Here is a 21,390-nt window from a genome sequence, read left to right as displayed (position 1 = left end):
AGATCCTCCGCCATAGCACGGCAACCCGCTTCATCCTCCTGTCATGAACTTTGCCGATAGAGAGCTGAAACGTTCCCACGGCTCCGAGTCGCTTCGCGATCGTGGCCACGGATCGGCAACGGGGCTCGGGCCGTCGCATGACCAGAATAACCATCGTCACGGATGCCTGGTACCCGCAGGTCAACGGCGTCGTCCGATCGATCGAGAACACCAATCGCGAGCTTGCCCGCATGGGCGTCGAAGTGTTCATGGTCACACCCAAGGACTTCACCAACATACCCTGCCCGACCTATCCGGAAATCAGACTCTCGGTGACAACCTTCGCGCAGGTCGCCGCGGCAATCGAAAAGACCATGCCAACGGCCGTGCATATCGCCACCGAAGGTCCGCTCGGCCTGATCGCCCGCCGCTGGTGCCTGAAGAACGGCATGCCGTTCTCGACCAGCTATCACACCCGTTTCCCCGAATATGTGGCGGCCCGTTTTCCTGTTCCGATCCGCTGGATGCAGGGTTTTGTCCGCTGGTTTCACAATGCCGGCAATGGCTGCATGGTGGCGACCGCCAGCCTCGAGCGCGAGCTGTCGAAGATAGGCATCCGCAATCTGCTGCGCTGGAGCCGCGGCATCGACCAGACGGCTTTCCATCCGATGAACATGGAAGAGCGGCCCTTCGATCTTCCACGCCCGATCTTCATGACCGTCGGCCGCGTTGCCGTGGAAAAGAACCTTCCAGCCTTTCTCGATCTAGACCTGCCCGGTTCCAAGGTCGTGGTCGGCGATGGACCGGCCCGCGCCGATCTTCAAAAACGATATCCGGACGTGCTGTTTACCGGCATGAAGACCGGTGAAGATCTCGCTTGCGCCTATGCGCAGGCGGATGTCTTCGTTTTCCCGTCGAAGACCGACACTTTCGGCAACACCATTCTCGAGGCCCTGGCAAGCGGCGTGCCGGTGGCTGCCTATCCGGTCACCGGACCGATCGATATCATCGAGGAAGGATCCGGCGCCGGCGCGCTCGACGAGGACCTGCAGCTTGCCTGCCTGAAGGCGCTCGGCTGTCGCCGTGAAGACGCAAGCCGGCTGGCCAAAGCCTATACCTGGGAGGCGGCCTCGAAGCAGTTTCTCGGCAATGTGCTCAAGGCGCAGAGTAGCCGCAGCCTGCCCTCAAGCTGCGCACTGCCTGCTGCTGAGTGAACTGCAAAAAAGCCCGGCGAAAACCGCCGGACTTTTTGAACGCCATCTCGATCGGCGACCTACTTCTTCAGCACATCACGCAATGTCGCATTGGCGACCGAGATCGCGCTGCGCACCGCCGGTGTCCCGGAAATGGCATTCAGCAGTACGAAATCGTGAATCGTGCCGTTGTAACGCAACGAGGTGACGCGCACGCCGGCCTGGGAAAGCTTGCGGGCATAAGCTTCGCCTTCGTCACGCAAGACATCGTTTTCATCGACGATGATCAGCGCCGGCGGCAGGCCGTTCAGCTGTTCGATCGACGCCTGCAACGGCGAAGCGGTCGGTTCGCGGCGCTTTTCCTCATCCGGCAGATAGGCATTCCAGAACCACTTCATAGCCTCCCTGGTCAGCCAAGGGCCATTGGCAAACTGGTTATAGGAACCGGTTTCGAAATTGGCGTCGGTGACGGGGTAGAACAACACCTGCTGGTCGATCTGCGGGCCGCCGCGCTGTTTGGCAAGCAGGGTAAAGGCCGCCGCCATATTGCCGCCGACACTATCGCCGACGACGGCAAGGCGGGTCGCATCGACACCGAATTCCTTCGGATGCTCGGTCACGTATTTGGCCGTCGCGTAGACCTGCTCGATGGCAACCGGATAACGGGCTTCCGGCGAGCGTTCGTAGTCGACGAAGACGACCGCTGCCTGTGCACCATTGGCGATTTCCCGGACAAGGCGGTCATGTGTATCGGCATCGCCAAGCACCCAGCCACCGCCATGCACATAGATGATCACCGGCAGAGATCCCTTGGCACCGGCTGGTTTGGTGATGCGGATCCTGGTCTTGCCCGTCGGGCCGATATTGAGAACCTTGTCTTCCTCGACGGCCGTCAGCTTCTTGACGTCACCCTTTTGGGCGCCGGCCAGAACGTTGCGGGCATCCGTCGGCGACAAGGTATAGATCGGCGGCGAGCCGGCAAGCGAATCGATGAAAGCCTGCGTCTTGGGCTCCAGCACCACGTCGCCGGCGATGGCAAGACCAGGCGTGATGGCGGCGGAAGCGGCAGCGATGGCCGCGGCAGATACTGTGGTGATGATCTTGGACATTGTCTTGTCTCCTTTGCGGATTGTGTCGGCCTTGCTGGCCACGCATTTAATATCGCGCACGATATAATCGCTCACAATTAATTTTGCGACATGCCAGCCATGCAAAGATCCGCATAGCGATTATTTATCGCACGACTTATTTTCGATGGTTTGGTGAAACATCGGCTGCCCGCGGATATCGATGCGGGCAAGATCGCGAATGCCGGGAGTTTTGTGATGACAGCTGCGACGAAAAAGGACGAACTGAAGCTCGATACCTTCCTCTGTTTTGCCCTTTACACGGCAAATCACGCGATGAACCGTGTCTACAAACCGCTGCTGGAGGAGATGGACATCACCTATCCGCAATTCCTTGTTCTCGTTACCCTATGGGAGGCGGACGAGCAGACGGTCGGCAGCATCGGCGAAAAACTGTTTCTCGAATCGAGCACGCTGACGCCGCTGCTCAAGCGACTGGAAGCAGCAGGTTATATAAGCCGTGCGCGCAGCCGGAAGGACGAGCGCCAGGTCATCATCCGCCTGACGGACCAGGGACGGGCATTGAAGACCAAGGCAGAATCCATTCCCGGCAATATCGTCGCGGCCACGGGCTGCACGTCAGACGAGGTTCAACGTCTGCGCCAGGAGATCAGCGACCTTAGAAACGCGCTGGACGACAAGGCCAGCGCCGCCTGATTGCAATCGGCACATCGCGGTCTTCAACGCATATGGTAACGGAAAAACGGGTTGAGGGCGGTCAGCCGCCCCGCCCGTCACGCTGGCGAAAATAGACAACACTGCCCACGCCAAGACAGATGGCGACAATGAGACCCACTGCAATCATGGATGATCCTCCCGATCCACAATCGGCGCGCCATGCTCGGCCCACCGAACATGACTTGCAGGTCCTCCAACCACACAAGTCATGGCTGCAATGCATCACGGATTGCTAAAAATAGCAATCCGCTGCCGGATCGGCTCAGCGCCGCTTCTTGCGGTTCTCGAACGGGTTTTCGCCCGCCTTGAAATGGATGCGGATCGGCACGCCCGGCATATCGAAATCGTTGCGCAAGCTATTGATCATATAGCGGATATAGCTTTCCGGCAGCGCATCGGGCCGGGTGCAGGACACCATGAAGGCCGGCGGGCGTGCCTTCACCTGCGTCATGTACTTGAGCTTCAAGCGACGGCCGGAGACCGCCGGTGGCGGATGCTGAACCTGCGTGCCTTCCAGCCACTTGTTCAGCTTCGCCGTCGAGATGCGCTTGTTCCACACCTTGTCGGTTTCGACGATGTTCTGCATCAGCTTGTCGAGACTGTATCCGGTCTGCCCCGAAATCGGCACGGCGCGCAGGCCGCGCGCCTGCGGCAGAAGCCGCTCGGTCTTTTCGCGCAGTTCGGCCAGAACCGTCTGGGGATCCTCGATCAGATCCCATTTGTTGAAGGCAAGCACCGCGGCGCGGCCTTCGCGCAGTACCAGATCGGCAAGCTGCAGATCCTGCTTTTCGAACGGGATCGTCGCGTCGAAGACGATGACCACCGTCTCGGCAAAGCGGATCGACCGCAGCGAGTCTGCAACAGATAGCTTTTCCAGCTTTTCCTGCACGCGTGCCTTGCGCCGCATGCCGGCAGTGTCGAACATCTTGATCGTGCGGCCACGCCATTCCCAATCGACGGAAATGCTGTCGCGGGTAATGCCGGCTTCCGGTCCGGTCAAAAGCCGCTCCTCGCCGAGGAAGCGATTGATCAGGGTCGACTTGCCGGCATTCGGGCGGCCGATGATCGCCACGCGAAGCGGCTTGGTCTCGTCATATTCGGGCTCGTCATCGGCCGCGTCGCCGAGAACCGAATCCCGGACGTCGACATCGGTCTCCGCCTCGTCATCGTCGCCCTCGGGAAACGCCCGCTCCTTGCCGATCGCCTCGACGATCGCATCGCGCAGGTCGATCATGCCCTGACCGTGCTCGGCCGAAATCGGCACCGGTTCACCCAGGCCAAGCGTGTAGGCGTCGTAGAAACCGCCATCGGAGCCCTTGGCTTCCGACTTGTTGGCCACCAGTACGACCGGCTTTCCGCTGCGGCGCAAAAGCTCGCCGAATGTCTTGTCGAGCGGCGTCAGGCCGAACTTGGCATCGACAACGAACAGCGTGATATCCGCATCGTCGATCGCGGCCTCTGTCTGGGCGCGCATGCGGCCTTCCAGCGTATCGGCGGCCGCCTCTTCGAGACCGGCCGTATCGATGATCGTGAAGCGCAGGTCGACCAGCTTGGCATCACCCGGACGACGGTCACGGGTAACGCCTGGCGTGTCGTCGACAAGCGCCAGCTTTTTTCCGACCAGACGGTTGAAAAGCGTGGACTTGCCGACATTCGGGCGTCCGACGATGGCGACGGTGAAGCTCATTTAGTGTCCCTCGAGCCCGAAAGGGCTTTGATCCCGAGCCTTATCCCTTGACGGGATCAGGCGCCTTGCCGGATGCGGTGATGTTGTCGAGCATGATCTGCGCACGGTTGGCGACATTGCGCGGGGCCTGCCCGTCATTGGCGATCTGCTGGAACCATTGTTTGGCCTGCGACATGTTTCCGGCCTTGTAAGCAGAAAGCGCCAGCGCCTCGCGTGCCGAATTGGAAAGAACATGGCCCTGTGCCGACAGGATTTCCGCATGCGCGGCGACCTGTTCGTAAGTGCCGCTATCGATCAGGATCCATGCCGCTCGCAGCTTGGCGAGATCACGAAGCGCCTCGGGCACGGATGTCTGGCTGGCGACCTTGTCATAGGCTGAAACCGCGCCGGCACTGTCGCCCTTGGCCTGCAGCACCGATGCGACGCGAAGCTGGGCGAGAACCGGATAGGAACCGGTGCCGTCCTTCTCGATGGCGTCGAGAGCCGAAAGCGCCTCGTCGTTCTTGCCTTCCGACGCCAGCGCCAGTGCCGCGATGAACTTGTCGCCGGACTGCGATGAATTGTTGTTGTCCCAATATTCATAACCGCGCCAGGCGGCCGTGCCGAGCACGATGAGCGCAGCAATGCCGATTGCGATCCGGCCATAGCGTGCCCAGACATATTTCATCTGGTCGGAGCGAAGCTCTTCGTTCACTTCACGGAAAAAACTGTCGTCGTTATGCGCCATCGAAGTCTCCGGTCCCCGTTGGAACCAATCGAGGCCGATCTTCGGCCAATGCTCAGGAAAGCGCCTTCTAGCCTATTTTCCTAAGGATGTAAGGCCCCCCGATGATTTCATGACAAGCTTGTTACGCGCCAGATGCAGCAAAGCGGCTTCCCGGCTTTTCAGCACCTGTCCCAAGCTTTGCCTTATTCGGCGCCCAATAGCCCTGACGCATGTGAAGAATCAGGAAACCGTAATGCGTTTTGCGTCCTCTTTGGCCTCTCTCACCGCCGCCCTTTGCCTCTCGACATCGGCCCTTGCGGACGACGCCGCGACAAGGCCGAAGCAGCTTGTGATGATTTCCTTCGATGGCGCGGGGTCGAACGCATTGTGGCAGCGCAGCCGCGATTTTGCAAAGCGTAACAACGCCCATTTCACCTTCTTCCTGTCCTGTACGCTGGTCATCCCCCGTGCCGACAGGAACAGCTATCAGGGGCCGGGCAAGAAAAGAGGCCAGTCGAATATCGGCTTTGCCCAGGATGTCCCCGAGGCAAGGGAAAGGCTCGGCCATATCTGGCAGGCCCATCTCGAAGGCAACGACATATCGAGCCACACCTGCGGCCATTTCGATGGCAAGGACTGGTCCTCCACCGAATGGAGCCAGGAACTCGGCAATTTCCGCAATGTCATGACCAATGCCTGGAAGGCGACCGGGATCGCCGACGCGGAGCCTGAAGGATGGCGCGATTTCGTCGCCAACGGCATTCATGGTTTCCGCGCACCCTATTTCTCCACCAGCGACGGCATGACCGACGCGGAGAAGAAGGCAGGCTTCACCTATGACGCGAGCCTCGTCACCAAGAGGCCCGCAATGCCGGAGCGCAAGGACGGGCTCATCCGCTTCGGCCTGCCGCTGATCCCCGAAGGCCCGCAGCAGAAACCGATCATCGCCATGGACTACAACCTGTTCGTCCGCCATTCCGGCGCAGTCGAGACGCCCGCCCGCTCCGGCGAATTCGAGGAACGCGCCTATTCCGCCTTCAAGGCCGCCTTCGACAGGCAATATAACGGCGACCGCATTCCGCTTCAGATCGGCCTGCACTTCGTCGAGATGAATGGCGGTGCCTATTGGCGGGCGATGGAACGCCTTGCCTCCGACGTCTGCAATCGGACAGATGTCGCCTGCGTCAGTTATTCCGAGGCGATCCGCCTGCTCGACGAACGCCGTGCCATATCAGGCAATGGTGCCGGCCACGACAGCGCCGCGGCCCAGAAATCAGCCGGCTGAACCACTCAAACCATTTCGAGCCGCTCACGCGGTGTTTATCGCTCCCGTTAAGGCCGTTTGTCGATCATGCTTCCAGCCACCTCCCCGTCACGATATGACAACTCCATGACAAGCCGTTTCTTCAGGATTTTGCCCTGGCTGGCCCTCGCCGCCATCATCTTCGTTACCGTCTCGCCGATCGGCCTGCGGCCGCATGATTTTGCTCCCGTCGATATCGACCGGGCCGGCGCCTTTGCCGTCATGGCCCTGCTGTTCGTGCTTGCCTATCCGCGCCAATGGGTGCTCTGCGCTATTTTGCTGATCCTCGGCGCCGGCGGCATTGAAATGCTCCAATTCCTCTCTCCGAGCCGGCATGCCCATCTTGACGACGCGACGGTGAAAGCGGCCGGCGCCGCGGTCGGCTGCCTTGCCGGCTGGACCATCAACCGCATCCTGTCGCGCCTGCGTAGCCCCGCCGCCGCCTGAAATCGGGCTTGAACGGCAGTTCGAGATAGGCCTCGCCCGGGGAAGATATACCCTTCGCCGGCAACAGCCACCTCAGTCTTTACAGCGACTTGTGCGATTTCCGGATGCGCCTCCATCCCCGCCCTTTGGCGTCGGCGCATGATTGTCGCGTCATCGGATGGGAAACCGGGTTCTGGAACCGGCAACCTCAACAGGTTTCAACACCGGTTCCGATGATGGCCGCGACCGGCGCGGCGGGAGGGTTTGACATCCCCTCCTTCACGCGCCGCCAAGTGGTCGGGGCAGGCAAGACCTGAACCACCCAATGCAATTTACATCCGCCTGCCCTTTTCCCAAGGCACCGTCACGCAAACCGTATCTTGACCATCGGCAAGCGTGGCAGCCCGAAACGCAAAACCGCGCCGGTTTGAAAAACCGGCGCGGCCAGACATGCTTGTGTTTTTTTGAAGCTTTCGGCTCAGGTCGGCTTGTTCGCCGCCATCTCGCCGCCTTCGGCCTCGCGCTGCAGGTAGTGCCGGTCGATCTCCGGCAGCGGCCCGCCATCAATCGCCGCCTCGAAGGCCTTCAGGCGCTTGTGGATGGAGAGCAGTTCGATGATCGTCGTCCAGGAGCTAATCAGATACTGCAACGAATTCGATACCTGGCCGAAAGCTGTGGAGATCTGCTGCCAGATGCCGAGCGTGATCTTGGCGGCAACGATCGTCGGCACCAGCAGGAAAATCAGGAACAGCGCATCGGCCTGAAGATAGAAATAACGGGCAACGTTGAAATAAAGATAGTGCCAGTACATCCGGAAATAGTTCTTCCGAACGTTTGCGAACAGCTCTTGGACCGTCAGCGGCTGAGCACGTTCTGCATTGTCTTCGCCATAGACGAGTTCCTTGCGATACGCCGCTTCGACACGCTGATTGCGGAAGTTCAGGCCCGGCAGCTTGATACCGACCACGGCCAGCAGGACCGTTCCGAAAGTGGCCCAGAAGATCGCCATCCAGAACAGCGCATACGGCAATTCTCCGATGATCGGGATTTCTGTCACGTAGCTGGAAAGCCCCAGCAGGATCGGCAGAAACACGACCAATGTCATGACCGAGTTGATCAGCGAAATGCCCAGACCTTCCAAGGTCGAGGAAAACCGCATCGTGTCTTCCTGTACACGCTGCGAGGCGCCTTCGATATGGCGCAGCTTCTCCCACTTGGACATGTAGAAATTGTTCATCGCTGTACGCCAGCGGAAGATGTAATGACTGGTGAAGAAATCCGTCAGGATCGAGACGAACATGCTCAGGAAAGCGACCTGGGCGAATATCAGCATGAGGCTGTAGAAGTCCCATTGCGTGATCCCGGGCTTACTTGCCAGGGCATTCTGCATGAGATCGAAAAACGGCCGGCGCCAGTTATTGAAAATCACCGAAATCTGAACGCTGAAATAGGTCACGGCGATGATCAGCAGCGACCCCCAGACCGACCACGCCATCCAAGGGTTGTCTTTCGCAAGGAAAGACCATGCTGCACCGAACAGCAGCAGGGATATGACGAAATAGGCGTAGAAATAGAGGTTAGCCGGCACCAGGAAATAGGTCAGATCATAAGGCTCGGACGCCCCTTCCGGCAGGCCGAAACCGGCACGGTCTCCTATCCCGGCGAAAATGAAATACCAAGCGAGAATGGTGACGACAGACCAGACTATCGCGGAAATGAAAAACAGTTTCGGGCGGGGAAAGAAGGAATGGAACACGGAGCTTGAGCTTTCCTGAGTTCGTTGCTTTTGGGGTGCGGCGTTAGGCGGGGAAATTATGGCAATCGCATGGATGCGGCAATGGCTGCACCACTTTGTTACGCATTTGTAACCGCAATCATTTCCCGGCACGCCTGCAGGACAGGCTCTCCGGGCATGCACTCGAGCGTTTGTTCAGGCGTTCCGGCCCGCCCGAAGGGTCAGGCGCTCCGCCGCGCAACGATTGCCGCCAGGACCACGCTGACGACCAGCACGCCGGTCGCCATCAGCGTCGGCAGCACAAAACTGCCGCTTTTCTCCGCCGCCCAGCCGGCCACCAGAGGCCCGGCGATCTGGCCGACGCCAAACGCTGCCGTCATCGACGAAAGCGCCCGCCGCGGGCTTTCCGGTGCAAGCTTGCCGCCGAGCTGCAGCCCGTAGGCGGTGATCACCATGAAGGTCGCGCCGAGCAGCAGGCCGCCGAACAGCGCCCCCGGCGTTGGCGGCAGAAGCACCGAACCGACCACGCCGATCGCCAGCGCAACCATCGCAGCGGCATAGGATTTTGCCAGCCCGAGCCGGATCGCCGCCGGATGCCAGGCAAGAAGCGATACGGCTGCCGCCGTGCCGGTCACGAACCATGCGAGGAATTCGACGATCGGACCTGCATCGCCGGCCCGCGCGATCGTCACCAGAAAGGTCGCGGTGATGACGTAACCGAAGCCGAACAGCCCGTAGGATGTCGTCAGGAGAACGAGCGGCAAACGCCAGACAAGCGCGGGTTCGCTCTTGCGCTCGGCCGCCGCATGCGGACGCGGCAGCAGCCGATGTACGATGATCACGGCAATCAGGGTGATCGCGGCACCCGCGAGCCAGTTGATCCGCCACCCGTGTGCCGCGTCCCCTGCAGACATGTTGACGACGAGGGCCAGCGCCGAAGACAGGGCGATCCCCATGCCGACGCCGCCGAAATGCAGGAAATTGACGATATGCCCCTGCCGGCCGCCCTCGCGCGCAAAGGGCAGCACGATTGAGGAGGCGAGGATCAGCGCCAGCGCACTCGCGACCCCTGACAGGAACCGGATGGCGATGAAAGCCGGCACGGAGGTCGTCATCGCCATCGCCGCAAGCAGTACGCTGGTCGCCAGCAAGGCGCAGAGCGCGATCGTCCTCTCGCGGCCCGCCGCCCACCCCTGCCCGGCAAGCAGCGCACCCGCCAGATATCCGGCGAAATTTCCAGCAGCGATATATCCGGCTTCCCCCGAGGAGAGCGGAATGCCGGCAATCATGCCCGGCAGAACCGGCGTGTAGAAGAAGCGGCCGAAGCCCATGGCCGCCGCCAGAGTGATGGCACCGGAAAGGCCGACAAGCCGAAGATCGTATCGTGGGGTCATGTCCATGAATGGCTTATGTCAATTATCGCTGCATCGCACAAATCAGCATTTGTCATATCCTATCGAATATTTTGAATGCTCCGGTCGAGAACGCACTGCGACACGGAATTGACGCAATGCAAGGCGTCATTTGTCTTGTTGTTGACACGAAAGGCCGCCATGATCTGCGTCGTGCCCAACAAGACGGGAGGCGCAAAGATGGAACGAGATTTAAGTGTATCGGAAGTCCTGATGGACCCGTTGATCGCGCAATTGCGCAAGGCCGATCTGATCGGCAATGCCGCGTTCGCGCAGCTGATGGAAAGTGCAGCCCGCGTCCATGCGCGCCGTGCGATCAGCCATCTTGGCGAAGAGCGTGCAAGCGCCTTTTATTGCGCCATCGAGGCCGCCAACCGCGCCGAAAACTGCGCCCGCTGAGACGCGCTCCTGGTCGCAGCACCGCTGCGGCCGGCATGCTCGGGCGTTTCACCGATCAAACCAGACCAGTTCAATTCGCCAGCGTCAGGATCAGCGGCCCGCTACGGGTCGCAACGATCGTGTGTTCGTATTGCACCGTCGGCGCGTTCGGATCGCTGTAGAGTGTCCAGGGATCGTCATTGTCGCCGTCTTCCGCCCAGGTTCCACCCAGAGACAGGAACGGTTCGATGGTGAAGACCAGCCCCTCTTCCATGATCCGCCGCTCGCCCTTTTCCGGCCAAGTCGGGATTTCCTTCGGCTCGTCATGCAACGTCAATCCGATGCCGTGGCTCGAAAGATTGGTGATCAGCGTGTAGCGGTTCTTTTTGGCAAACGCCCCGATCGCATTGCCGATGCCGGCAATCTTGTTGCCCGCCTTAACCTGCTGCAACCCGGTCCACAGCGCCCTTTTGCCGTCGCGGCATAGCTTCTCGATCTCGCGCCGAACCGGCGGCACGGCATAGGAGGAGCCGCAATCGCCGAAAAACCCGTCCTTCACGGCGGAAACATCGATATTGACGAGATCTCCCGCCTTGATCACCCGCCCGCCCGGAATGCCGTGCGCCACTTCCTCGTTGACACTGATGCAGGTCGCGCCGGGAAACTGGTAACAGGTCTCCGGCGCCGATTGCGCACCGTTATCCTCCAGCAGCTTGCGGCCGATATCGTCGAGTTCCTTGGTGGTGATCCCCGGCTCCAGCGCCTTCGCCATCGTTTCCATCGCCTGGGCACACAGCCTGCCGATGACCTTCAACTTTTCGAGCTCGTCTTCGCTGGAGATTACCATTCCGGGTCTTGGTCCTTATCCTGTCTTTTTATTCGACCTGGGATGTGGCGCGCCCAGCCGATCCGGTCAATTCCTTTCTGACGATCGGTGCCACCTTCGTTCCGTAGAGTTCGATACCGCGCATGATCTCATCATGCGGCATCAGGCCGATCGCCATCTGCAGCAGGAACCGGTCCATCTTGAACACCTCGTGCGCGGCAATGATCTTCTCGGCGACCAGTTCCGGCTCGCCGACGAAGAGATTGCCGAGCGGCCCACGGGCCTGGTCGAAATGCGCCCGGCTCGTCGGTCCCCAGCCGCGCTCGCGGCCAAGCCGGTTCATCACCTCCGATTGCGGCCCGTAAAACTGGTCGGCCGCAGCCTGCGTCGTATCGGCGATAAAACCATGGACGTTGATGCTGCTTTTCAGCGTCGCCGGATCATGCCCGGCTTTTTCGCCGGCCTCGCGATAGAGATCGACATAGGGCCTGAACCGCGGATATTCGCCGCCGATGATGGCAATGGCGAGCGGCAGGCCAAGCGCGCCGGCGCGCGCCACCGATTGCGGCGTGCCGCCGACGGCGATCCAGACGGGCATCTGCGTCTGCAGCGGCCTCGGATAGACGCCACGGCCGTTGATCGAGGGACGCATCTGTCCCTGCCAGGTCACGACTTCCTCGTCCCGCAGCTTGAGCAACAGGTCAAGTTTTTCGGTAAACAGATCGTCGTAGTCGCCGAGATCGTACCCGAAAAGCGGGAAGGATTCGATGAACGAGCCGCGCCCCGCCATGATCTCCGCCCGGCCGCCGGAAATCAGGTCGACGGTTGAAAACTGCTGAAAAATCCGAACCGGGTCGTCGGAACTCAGAACCTTGACGGAACTGGTGAGCCGGATCCGTTTGGTGATCGCCGCCGCGGCGGCAAGCACCGTCGAGGGAGACGAGATCGCATAGTCGGGGCGATGATGCTCACCAAGCCCGAAAACGTCGAGCCCGACCTGATCGGCCAGCTCGATCTCCTCCAAGAGGTTCTTGAGCCGCCTGTGCGCCTCAATGCCCTTGTCGGCGGCGCCAGGGTCCATATCGCCGAATGTATGCAGTCCGAGTTCCATGAGGTTTCCGTTCGCAGGCGAGGAAAGAGCGTGTTGCAGGCTTGAGATAGTGCGCTCTGCACGGCGGCGCAAACCTCAAATTCACGACAGAATGTTCACTGAACTTCGCCATTTCTGAAAATCAATTCTTAGCTTTATGCCCCTAGGTTCCTCCCGAATTTCGAAGGAAATCCATATGGACCGACTGGTGCGCGACACCGGCCAGCAATCGACAGTGCTCGCGATGCAGATGGAGGCGCTCTATCGCAGCGCGCCGGCCTCGACGATGAGCATTTTCGGCGCAACCCTCACGCTCCTCACCTATTGGTCGTCGCCGCTTGAGCATTTCCTCTCCCTGTGGTTCGGCTGCGTCTGCTTGATCGCCGTCACCCATCTCACGGGTGCAGCCATTCGCGCCGAATTCTCGATATTCCGCCGCTGGAAACCGGATTGGTCGCCGCTCGCATGGTCGCGCCTCATCCGCGTCGTCTATCTGTCCTCCGGCACCTGCTGGGGGATTGGCGGATCCTTCCTGTTGCTGCAGGGCGATGATCATCAGACCCTTGTCATGTGCTGCATCGCCATGGGCGCCGTGACCGTCACCTACCCGACGGTGGTCTACCGTCCCGCCTTCAACCTCTTCCAGGTGCCGATCTTTGCGGCCTTTGCCACGGCATTCGCGATCAGCGACATCGAATACAGCAATCTCCTGTCGATCGCCTCCGCCACCCTGTGCATGGCGCTGGCGATCACCGCCCGCGGCATGGGAAAGCAGTTGAGCCTGACATTCCAGTTGCTGGACCAGAACCGCCGGCTGACGGAAGAACTCGCGGCACGCGGCTCGCTGCTCGAAGAGGAAAACCGCGAACTGACCGCCCAGACGCTGACGGATCCGCTGACCGGGCTTTCCAACCGCCGCCGGCTGATGGAATTCCTGCGCCGCGCGCCGGATCGCTGCGCCGTGCTGATCGTCGATATCGATCATTTCAAGTCCTACAACGATACCTATGGCCATGGCGAGGGTGACGTCTGCCTGGTTCTCGTCGCCGATGCCTTGATGAGAAGCGTCGCGTCACACGACCTCGTGGCGCGTCACGGTGGTGAGGAATTCGCCGTCGTGCTGGCCGAACTCGATGAGCGCACGGCACTGGATGTGGCCGAACAGATCCGCGCCAACGTCCAGGACCTGGCAACCGCACATGCGTCGAAGATCCGGCGGCTGGTGACCGCAAGTGTCGGCCTCGCCTGCCGCGATACGGAGTTGCAGAAAAGCAATTCCGACCTGCTCGCGGAAGCAGACACCGCGCTCTACGCTGCCAAGAATGCCGGACGAAACCAGGTTGTCATCCTGAGCGGCGAACAGCCGGCCGCAGCCGAGTAACCGCCCCGTCATTCCGGATTGGATAAGCCTCGTCCGCGCCGGGACGGCGTTGGCCATATCGCGACGGCGCGCTAGATTGACGAAAATCAACCGGTTCGTCGGCAGGCCAAGCGTCAGGGGGCAATCATGAGTTTCTTCGAAAGCCTTCTCGTCCTGCTTCTGGTGGCCATCGTGCTGCTGCAGATCTCGCGGCGCCTGCGCGTGCCCTACCCGTCCATGCTGGCGCTTGCGGGCGCGGCAGTCGTGCTCATCCCCGGTACGCCGGTCATCAACCTCGATCCGGCAACCGCGCTGGCGCTGTTCATCGCGCCGGCACTTCTCGATGCCGCCTTCGATTTCCCGCTCGGCATCGCCAAGCGCTTCTGGCTTCCGCTGGTCGCCTTTGCCATCGGCGGCGTGGTCGTCACTGCCGCAATCGTCGCCTGGGTCGGCTGGACCTATGCCGGCCTGCCGATCGCAGCCGCCATCGTGCTCGGCGCGATCGTTGCACCTCCCGATGCGGCGGCTGCCACGGCCATGTTGTCGACCATATCGATCCCGCGCGAAACCGATACGATCCTGCGCGGTGAAAGCCTGTTCAACGATGCGGCCGCCCTGCTGATCTTCGACGCCGCCCTCGCCGTCCAGTCCGCCGGGCGTGTCGACATGGAGGTCGGCCTGCATCTGGCGCTGGCCGTTCCGGGCGGCATCATTTTCGGCATCATCGCGGCCCGCATGATCCGCGGACTGACGCTCTCCGTCAGCGGCACGCTTGGCGGCAATGTCATGCAGTTCGTCCAGACATTCCTGCTCTGGATCATCGCCACCCGCCTGCATCTGTCGGCGGTGCTCGCCGTCGTCTGCTGCGGCATGACGCTGGCGCAGATGTCCGAGGCACGTTCGTCTGCCCGCATGCGCGTGCAGTCCTATGCCGTCTGGAGCGTCGTCGTCTTCGTTTTGAACGTCATGGCCTTCCTGCTGATGGGCATGCAGGCCCGCGCCATCCTGTTCGACATGGAGCCCGGCAATCTGGGCCACGCGATCACCTTTGCCGGCCTGATCGTCGTCACCGTCATCCTTGTCCGGCTGGCGGTCTGTATCGGCTTCAATCGAATCCACGCCTATTACGCCCGACGCGCCGGCCGGCCGGAACCGGCGACGATCAGGCAGGCGATACTGGCCGGCTGGTGCGGCATGCGCGGCCTGGTAACGCTTGCCACCGCCTTTGCCCTGCCGACCGATTTCCCCCAGCGCGACATGGTCGTGCTGGCGGCCTTCGCCGTCGTGCTGGCAACGCTGGTGGCGCAGGGATTGACGCTGGTGCCGCTCATCCGCTGGCTCGGTCTCGACCGCAGCGACGACGGCCTGCGCGAGCAGACGGCAATCAGGGCCCATATCGCAAGGGCAGGCTTCATGAAGCTCGAACATGTAGCAGGTCCGGAGGCGGAACTGCTGCGCAGCAATTTCAAGCTCGAGAAACATGGCAGCCTTCACGATGAAGGTGCCGAAGCTCTTTCCTCCTATCGCCGGCTGGCGCTCGAGGCGATCAATGCCCAGCGCTCGGCACTGGAGGAACTGCGTGAGGACAACAAGCTGACCGTCGACGAATACAATCTGTTTCTCGAGGAGATCGACTGGCGGGAGCTTTCGGTCCTGCCGGAAGCCGACCGGCGGATCGAGGAAATCTGATCCCGCAGGAATGAATCAAAACCTCAACCCGCCCCGACAAACCACTGGCGGGACTCGCGGAAACTAGATTGTCCTTGCCAGCTCCGCCATCTGGTCGGCAACGATGCCCCAGCCCTGTTCGAAGCCCATGTCGTGATGCACCTTCATGTCTTCTTCGGTCCAATGCACCGCGGTCGCCGTGTAGCGCGAGCGTCCGTTGCCGAGATCCTCGAAGTCGAGAATGCCGGTCATGAAGGGTTTGGCCGACGGCACCCAGCCGGCGCTATAGGCGTCGGTGAAGACGAGTTTGCGACCCGGCACCACTTCCAGATAAACGCCGTGATTGGGGACCTTTTCCCCGTTCGGGCCTTCCATAAGCACAAAACTCTCGCCGCCCGGGCGGAGGTCCGAACGCGCTTCGGTCACCTTCCAAGGCAGCGGGCAGAACCACTCGCCGAACCGTTCCGGCGTCGTCCAGACCTGGTAGAGCTTTTCTGCCGGCACATCGAATTCACGAACGAACTGAAGTGTGTAAGTGGCGGCCATGATCCTGTCTCCCTTTCGATGTCCCATCATCGCATCGGATGTTGAACCTAGGACGAAAGACAGGGCAGGAAACAGACAGCGCCGGAGATTCTTTCTCCGGCCCTCGATCGCTATCGCAGATAATGGATATGCGGACGGGCGTGATGCGGCGATGTCTCGACCCGCGCATCGACGGAAAACACGTCGCGCAGCAGATCCTGCGTCAGGACGTCTTCCGGCGCCCCCGACGCGACGATCTTTCCCCGTTGCATGACGATCAGCCGGTCGCAGAACATCGCCGCATGATTGAGGTCGTGCAGCGCAATGATGCTGGTGATCGGCAGGCCGGCAATAAGCCGCATCAGGCTGATCTGGTGCTGGATGTCGAGATGGTTGGTCGGTTCGTCGAGGATCAGCTCTTTTGGCGATTGCGCCAGCGCCCGGGCGATATGTGCCCGCTGTTTCTCGCCGCCGGACAGGCTCTGCCAGCGGTCGTTCCGCTTTTCCGTCATCCCGGCGCGCTCCAGCGCCTGCGCCACCGCATCGTCATCGACCTTCGACCATCCGGAAAACATCGAGCGATGCGGAAACCGCCCGAGCTTGACCACGTCGATGACCTTGAGGTTGGAATTGGTCGTCGCATGTTGTTCGACAAACGCGACACGCTGCGCCATCGCCCGCCGGCCGATGCGTCTGATGTCCTGCCCCTCGAGCGTCACGCTGCCCGAATGTGGCGTCTTCAGCCCGGCGAGAAGCCGCAGCAGCGAGGTCTTGCCGGAGCCGTTCGGCCCCAGCAGCCCGAGCATCTGGCCACGTTGTGCCTCAAACGAGATGCCGTCGAGAATGGTCTTGGCGCCGATCTTCCAGCTGAGATTGTCGGTCCTGATGCTCATGATACCCTCTGGAACCGGTAGAGGATGACGGCGAAGAACGGCACGCCGACCAGTGCCGTGACGACGCCGATCGGCAGGACCTGCTGCGGGATCAGCGCCCTTGAGGCGATATCGGCGAGCACCATGAAGATCGCGCCGACAATGGCACAGGCCGGCAGCAGCCGGATATGCAAGGGGCCGAAGACGAAACGCGCGGCATGCGGCACGACGAGGCCGACAAAACCGATCGTGCCGACCATCGAGACGATCGTCGCCGTCATCATCGCCGTCAGCGCGAAAAGGATGATCCGCGCCCAGCCGACATTGACGCCAAGCGAAGCGGCCGCCTCGTCTCCGAAGGCGAAGGCATCGAGCACGCGGGCATAACCCAGGCAGACGATCAGGCAGACACCGACGACCACCGAGACCAGCATGAATTCCGGCCAGCGCACGCCGCCAAAGCTGCCGAGCAGCCAGAACATCACGTCCCGCGCCTGCTGCGCATTGCCCGACGTGGTGACGATATAGGAGGTCGCGGCATTGAACAGCTGCGAGGCGGCAACGCCGGCAAGAATGGTGCGATCTGCCCCGCCCCGCGTACCGTTGGATAAAAGCGCGACGAAGAAGAACGCCGCGAATGCCCCGGCAAAGGCGCCGACCGAAAGCGACACCGTGCCGGCCCCGAGCCCGAGAATGACGATCGCCACCGCCCCCGTGGAGGCACCGGCGGAAATGCCGAGCACATAAGGCTCGGCCAGCGGATTGCGCAAAAGCGACTGCATGATCGCACCCGACAACGCCAGGCCCGCCCCACAAAAGGCTGCAACCAGCGCCCTGCTCAGACGATAATCCCAGATCACCGTCTCATGGATGCGGTTGAGTTCGATCGCCGTCCAGCCCAGCCGATTGGTGATCGCCGCATAGGTGGTCGACAGCGGGATCGGCAGGTCGCCGATCCCGACACTGACGCCCACCACCAGTCCGATGGCGGCCAGCGACACGAGAAGCAGAAACAGGAGGACGGCAAGCTGCCGCCCTCCCGACTGGAACCGCGACGGCCTTTCGGCCGGCATTGCACCGGAGGTTTCGCTCACTTCAGCAGACCGAGGGCCTTGAGCTGCTCGGAGACCTGTTCGGCACCGTAGATGGTGCGGATGGTCGGGTTCATCGCCTGGCCGTCCATGACGACGATCGCCTTGTTCTTCACCGCCGCGATCTGGCTGACGGCCGGATCTGTGGTCAGGAACTTGATCTTGGCTTCCGGCTTGTCGAGTTCCCAGCGGTTACGGTCGAGATTGGCGACGACGATGACGTCGGGATTGGTGGCGATGATGCTTTCCCAGCCGAGTGTCGGCCATTCGGCTTCGGTCTTGATCGCGCTTTCGCCGCCAAGCACGTCGGCGATGAAGCCTGATGCGCCGTTCTTGCCGCCAAGATAGGCGTCGGCGGTCGGCGACGGGCTGGAGAACCAGAACACGTAGGAGAGCTTTTTGCCGTCCTTTGAAACGCCGGCACGGAGTGCCGCCTCACGCGTCTTGAAGTCGGCGATCAGCGCCTTACCGCGATCGGCAACGTCGAAGATCTGCGACAGCTCGTCGATCTCCTTGTAGAGCAGGTCCATGTTCCACAGCTGCTCGCGGCTGCCATATTCGTTCTTCACCTTCTCGGTTGAAAGGCAGGTGCTCGGCGAGAGATAGGAAGGCACGCCGACCTTGTCGAAATCCTCGCGCTTGGCGACCTTGCTGGTCGGTCCGATCAGGCTCGGCAGCGAGGCTGCGACGAAATCCGGGTTCTGCGCCAGAATGCTCTCGAAGGTCGGGAATTCGACGGTGAGCAGCTTCACCTTGGCATTGGCTTCGGCAAGCTGCGGCAGAACCTTGCTCGGCCAGAAGGCGGTGCCGACCATCTTGTCCTCAAGGCCAAGCATCAGCAGGATTTCCGCGCTGTTCTGGCCAAGGCCGACGGCCCGTTCCGGCGCCTGGCGGAAGGTAACCGAAGCGCCGCAATTGTCGATCACCAGCGGGTACTGGGTTGCGGCCTGAACAGCGTTTGCAACGAAAAGGCCAAGGGCGGCGCAAAGGCCTGATGCGGCCAGAAGAGACTTCAATCCAGTCACGAAGGTGTTTCCTGTTTATTGGCGCGACACTGCGCATCGGCCCTATATCCACGCCTCCAAACAGAAACAAGACTATTCCAGTCATATTTGTTCGCCTCTTCCCGGCGAGATGACGAGCACGGGAGGCCCCGATTGCCGTCCGGCAGAAAACAGTCTTCGATAAGAAAGCCGCAAGGGCTTTGTACGGTAGCGTACATTGAAGCGTCTGGAAGTTCCGCTAAGTAAGAGGCACGCAGGTTGCGAGCCTGAACATCAAACCAATTTCCAGCGAGAAATTCCAGAGATCCTACGTGCCAGCGCCGACCCAGCAAACAGAATCAGGCCAGACTGATACCGACCAGATCCGCCGCCTCGAGCTGCTTGAAGCCTACGACATTCTCAACACACCACCCGAACCGGAATTCGACGACATCGTCCTTATCGCCTCCGAGGCGTGCGGAACGCCGGTATCGCTTGTCAGCCTCGTCGAGACGGATCGGCAATGGTTCAAGGCGCGTGTCGGTTTCGAGGCTTGCGAAACACCGATCGAACAGTCCGTCTGCGCCCATTCGCTGGCAAGCCCGGACCTGCTCATCATCCCGGATCTGACGCTTGATCCGCGAACTGCCCACAACACGCTGGTGACCGAGCCGCCGCATATCCGCTTTTATGCCGGCGCCCCCCTGATGGGGCCTGATGGCGTTGCCATCGGCACGCTTTGCGTCATCGATACGGAGCCGCGCCCTGAAGGGCTCAATGCTTCACAGCAAAGGGTTCTGGCCGCCCTCTCGCGGCAGGTGATCGCACTTCTCGAGCATCGCCGCACGTCGCACCGCAAGGACGAATTGTTTCGCCGCCAGAAGGGCCTTTCGGCGAATTTCCGGGCGAGCGTCAACAAGAGCATTACCGCCCAGGAAGCAGGGCGGATCGGCACATTCGAAATCGACATTTCGAACGACGTGATCGCCGTATCGGCGGAATTCTGCCGTATCTTCGACGTGCCGGCCGTGCCGACCTATTCCGCCGAGACCTTTCAGGCCATGGTCGTGCCATCCGACCGTGACATTCACTCCACCGACCAAAGCCGCAGCGATGGTTCTGCGCCGATGAATGTCGAATACCGCATCAGGACAGCAAGTCACGGCGTTCGCTGGATCAGCCGCCATGCGGTTCTTGAGCGGGACGAAAATGGCCGCCCCGTCAAGATGATCGGCACCGCCCAGGACATTACCGAGCAGAAGCGGACGGTGTTGAGAACCCAGGCACAGCTCGACCTCGGCGACAGACTGCGGGATCTCGACAACATCGCCGACATGGCACTCGTCGCCTCCGACCTGATGGGCAAGGCCTTCGATGCCACCCGCGCCGGTTTCGGGCTTGTAGACAGGGCAGCAGAAACCCTGACGATCCAGTCGGAATGGAACTCGCCGGAAGCCGATCCCCTGGTGCCCAAACATCATTTCCGCAGCTACGGTTCCTATATCGAGGATCTGAAACGCGGTGAACCGGTCGTGCTTTCCGACGTCAAGACAGATCCGCGAACCGCCGGCAATGCGGATGCCTTGATGGCGCTTGGTATCCGCTCCTTCGTCAACCTGCCGATCCTCGACCATGGCCGGTTCAATCTTCTGGTCTACGTCCATCATAATCATGTCTATGAATGGTCGGAGGAGGAAGTCGCCTTCATCCGCAGCTTCGGCGATCGTGTTCAGATGGCCATGGCAAAGCTGCAGGCGGAGACCGAACAGGCAACGCTGAACCGCGAAATCGGCCATCGGCTGAAGAACACATTCGCGATGATCCAGGCGATCGCCACCCAGACCCTGCGCCCGGTGACCGAGCGCGGCCATGTGCAGAATTTCGAAAAGCGCCTGTTCGCGCTGAGCAAGGCGCACGACATCCTGATCCACGACCAGGGCGGCGCGTCGGTGCGCGCCATCGTCGAAAGTCTGGACGAAACGCTTGCCATGCCAGGCCGCATCGATCTGGACGGGCCAAATGTTGTGCTTGGCCCGCGCGGCGCGCTGTCGATGGGACTGGTGATGCACGAGCTCGGCACCAATGCCCTGAAATATGGCGCGCTGTCCCAGCCGGGCGGCATTATCACCATCCGCTGGGTGATCGAGGAAAGAGAACAGGAGCCCTGGCTGACCTTCTCTTGGAAGGAAAGCGGCGGCCCGCTGCCCAGAGAACCGGAGCGCAAAGGTTTCGGTTCAAAGCTTATTCAGATGGGATTGATCGGAACAGGCGGCGTTGTCACGAGTTATGAAGCACCCGGCTTTTCGGTTGAAATGTCGGCATCACTTCAACAACTACAACAGGCAAATTGA

General features: G+C 61.1%; 19 protein-coding genes. 8 read left to right on the top strand and 11 right to left on the bottom strand.

The window, feature by feature from the left end; genetic code table 11:
• Positions 1–137 precede the first annotated feature (137 nt).
• Positions 138–1,193, top strand: a complete 1,056-nt coding sequence (locus tag AC2GXZ_RS03825) for a glycosyltransferase family 4 protein (RefSeq protein ID WP_483757779.1) — start codon at positions 138–140, stop codon at positions 1,191–1,193.
• A gap of 59 nt (positions 1,194–1,252) precedes the next feature.
• Here the strand turns inward: AC2GXZ_RS03825 and AC2GXZ_RS03820 are convergent, their stop codons facing one another.
• On the bottom strand, positions 1,253–2,281 hold the full coding sequence (locus tag AC2GXZ_RS03820; protein ID WP_483757778.1) for an alpha/beta hydrolase: 1,029 nt from the start codon (positions 2,279–2,281) through the stop codon (positions 1,253–1,255).
• Between the two features lie 216 nt (positions 2,282–2,497).
• On the opposite strand from AC2GXZ_RS03820, the gene AC2GXZ_RS03815 reads away from it, so the two are divergent.
• The gene (locus AC2GXZ_RS03815) at positions 2,498–2,956 is read left to right on the top strand and encodes a MarR family winged helix-turn-helix transcriptional regulator (protein ID WP_483757777.1); all 459 of its coding nucleotides are present in this window, start codon (positions 2,498–2,500) and stop codon (positions 2,954–2,956) included.
• A gap of 283 nt (positions 2,957–3,239) precedes the next feature.
• On the opposite strand, the gene der is transcribed toward AC2GXZ_RS03815, so the two are convergent.
• Positions 3,240–4,664, bottom strand: a complete 1,425-nt coding sequence (der, locus tag AC2GXZ_RS03810) for a ribosome biogenesis GTPase Der (protein ID WP_483757776.1) — start codon at positions 4,662–4,664, stop codon at positions 3,240–3,242.
• Positions 4,665–4,704: 40 nt separating this feature from the next.
• Positions 4,705–5,391, bottom strand: a complete 687-nt coding sequence (locus AC2GXZ_RS03805; RefSeq protein ID WP_483757775.1) for a tetratricopeptide repeat protein — start codon at positions 5,389–5,391, stop codon at positions 4,705–4,707.
• A 250-nt stretch (positions 5,392–5,641) separates the two neighbouring features.
• On the opposite strand from AC2GXZ_RS03805, the gene AC2GXZ_RS03800 reads away from it, so the two are divergent.
• Positions 5,642–6,655 carry a polysaccharide deacetylase family protein gene (locus tag AC2GXZ_RS03800; protein WP_483758259.1) on the top strand — a complete coding sequence of 338 codons (1,014 nt, stop codon included), beginning with the start codon at positions 5,642–5,644 and terminating at the stop codon, positions 6,653–6,655.
• Between the two features lie 105 nt (positions 6,656–6,760).
• Positions 6,761–7,120 (top strand): VanZ family protein, encoded by a 360-nt coding sequence (locus AC2GXZ_RS03795; protein WP_483757774.1) that lies wholly within the window; start codon positions 6,761–6,763, stop codon positions 7,118–7,120.
• 457 nt (positions 7,121–7,577) lie between these two features.
• Here AC2GXZ_RS03795 and sbmA read toward each other — a convergent pair whose 3' ends face one another.
• Both sbmA and AC2GXZ_RS03785 read right to left on the bottom strand, forming a co-directional pair.
• Entirely contained in the window at positions 7,578–8,855 is a 1,278-nt protein-coding gene (sbmA, locus tag AC2GXZ_RS03790; RefSeq protein ID WP_483757773.1) for a peptide antibiotic transporter SbmA, read from the bottom strand.
• Positions 8,856–9,055: 200 nt separating this feature from the next.
• The gene (locus tag AC2GXZ_RS03785; RefSeq protein ID WP_483757772.1) at positions 9,056–10,234 is read right to left on the bottom strand and encodes a YbfB/YjiJ family MFS transporter; all 1,179 of its coding nucleotides are present in this window, start codon (positions 10,232–10,234) and stop codon (positions 9,056–9,058) included.
• 192 nt (positions 10,235–10,426) lie between these two features.
• Between AC2GXZ_RS03785 and AC2GXZ_RS03780 the strand changes: the two genes are divergently transcribed.
• Positions 10,427–10,645 (top strand): hypothetical protein, encoded by a 219-nt coding sequence (locus AC2GXZ_RS03780; RefSeq protein WP_483757771.1) that lies wholly within the window; start codon positions 10,427–10,429, stop codon positions 10,643–10,645.
• A gap of 70 nt (positions 10,646–10,715) precedes the next feature.
• Here the strand turns inward: AC2GXZ_RS03780 and map are convergent, their stop codons facing one another.
• Positions 10,716–11,471: a type I methionyl aminopeptidase gene (gene map, locus AC2GXZ_RS03775; RefSeq protein ID WP_483757770.1), complete on the bottom strand. Its 756-nt coding sequence runs from the start codon at positions 11,469–11,471 to the stop codon at positions 10,716–10,718.
• 28 nt (positions 11,472–11,499) lie between these two features.
• Entirely contained in the window at positions 11,500–12,561 is a 1,062-nt protein-coding gene (locus AC2GXZ_RS03770) for an LLM class flavin-dependent oxidoreductase (RefSeq protein WP_483757769.1), read from the bottom strand.
• Between the two features lie 175 nt (positions 12,562–12,736).
• On the opposite strand from AC2GXZ_RS03770, the gene AC2GXZ_RS03765 reads away from it, so the two are divergent.
• Entirely contained in the window at positions 12,737–13,921 is a 1,185-nt protein-coding gene (locus tag AC2GXZ_RS03765; protein ID WP_483757768.1) for a GGDEF domain-containing protein, read from the top strand.
• A 126-nt stretch (positions 13,922–14,047) separates the two neighbouring features.
• The gene (locus tag AC2GXZ_RS03760; RefSeq protein ID WP_483757767.1) at positions 14,048–15,589 is read left to right on the top strand and encodes a cation:proton antiporter; all 1,542 of its coding nucleotides are present in this window, start codon (positions 14,048–14,050) and stop codon (positions 15,587–15,589) included.
• 63 nt (positions 15,590–15,652) lie between these two features.
• Here AC2GXZ_RS03760 and AC2GXZ_RS03755 read toward each other — a convergent pair whose 3' ends face one another.
• The 4 genes from AC2GXZ_RS03755 to AC2GXZ_RS03740 all read right to left on the bottom strand — a co-directional run bounded on the left by AC2GXZ_RS03755 (position 15,653) and on the right by AC2GXZ_RS03740 (position 19,081).
• Positions 15,653–16,117: an SRPBCC family protein gene (locus tag AC2GXZ_RS03755; protein WP_483758258.1), complete on the bottom strand. Its 465-nt coding sequence runs from the start codon at positions 16,115–16,117 to the stop codon at positions 15,653–15,655.
• 107 nt (positions 16,118–16,224) lie between these two features.
• Entirely contained in the window at positions 16,225–16,986 is a 762-nt protein-coding gene (locus AC2GXZ_RS03750) for an ABC transporter ATP-binding protein (RefSeq protein ID WP_483757766.1), read from the bottom strand.
• Positions 16,983–18,038, bottom strand: coding sequence for a FecCD family ABC transporter permease (locus tag AC2GXZ_RS03745; RefSeq protein ID WP_483758257.1), 1,056 nt, complete (start codon positions 18,036–18,038; stop codon positions 16,983–16,985). Before AC2GXZ_RS03745 ends, AC2GXZ_RS03750 begins: the two co-directional genes overlap by 4 nt.
• A gap of 17 nt (positions 18,039–18,055) precedes the next feature.
• The gene (locus AC2GXZ_RS03740; RefSeq protein WP_483757765.1) at positions 18,056–19,081 is read right to left on the bottom strand and encodes an ABC transporter substrate-binding protein; all 1,026 of its coding nucleotides are present in this window, start codon (positions 19,079–19,081) and stop codon (positions 18,056–18,058) included.
• Positions 19,082–19,371: 290 nt separating this feature from the next.
• On the opposite strand from AC2GXZ_RS03740, the gene AC2GXZ_RS03735 reads away from it, so the two are divergent.
• A complete protein-coding gene (locus AC2GXZ_RS03735) occupies positions 19,372–21,390 on the top strand; it encodes a GAF domain-containing protein (RefSeq protein ID WP_483757764.1) in 2,019 nt (672 codons plus the stop codon).

Source organism: Aliirhizobium sp. YIM B11859, from assembly GCF_057163345.1.
Note: the sequence above shows the minus strand (reverse complement) of the source record. Positions and strands in the feature narration are given on the sequence as shown.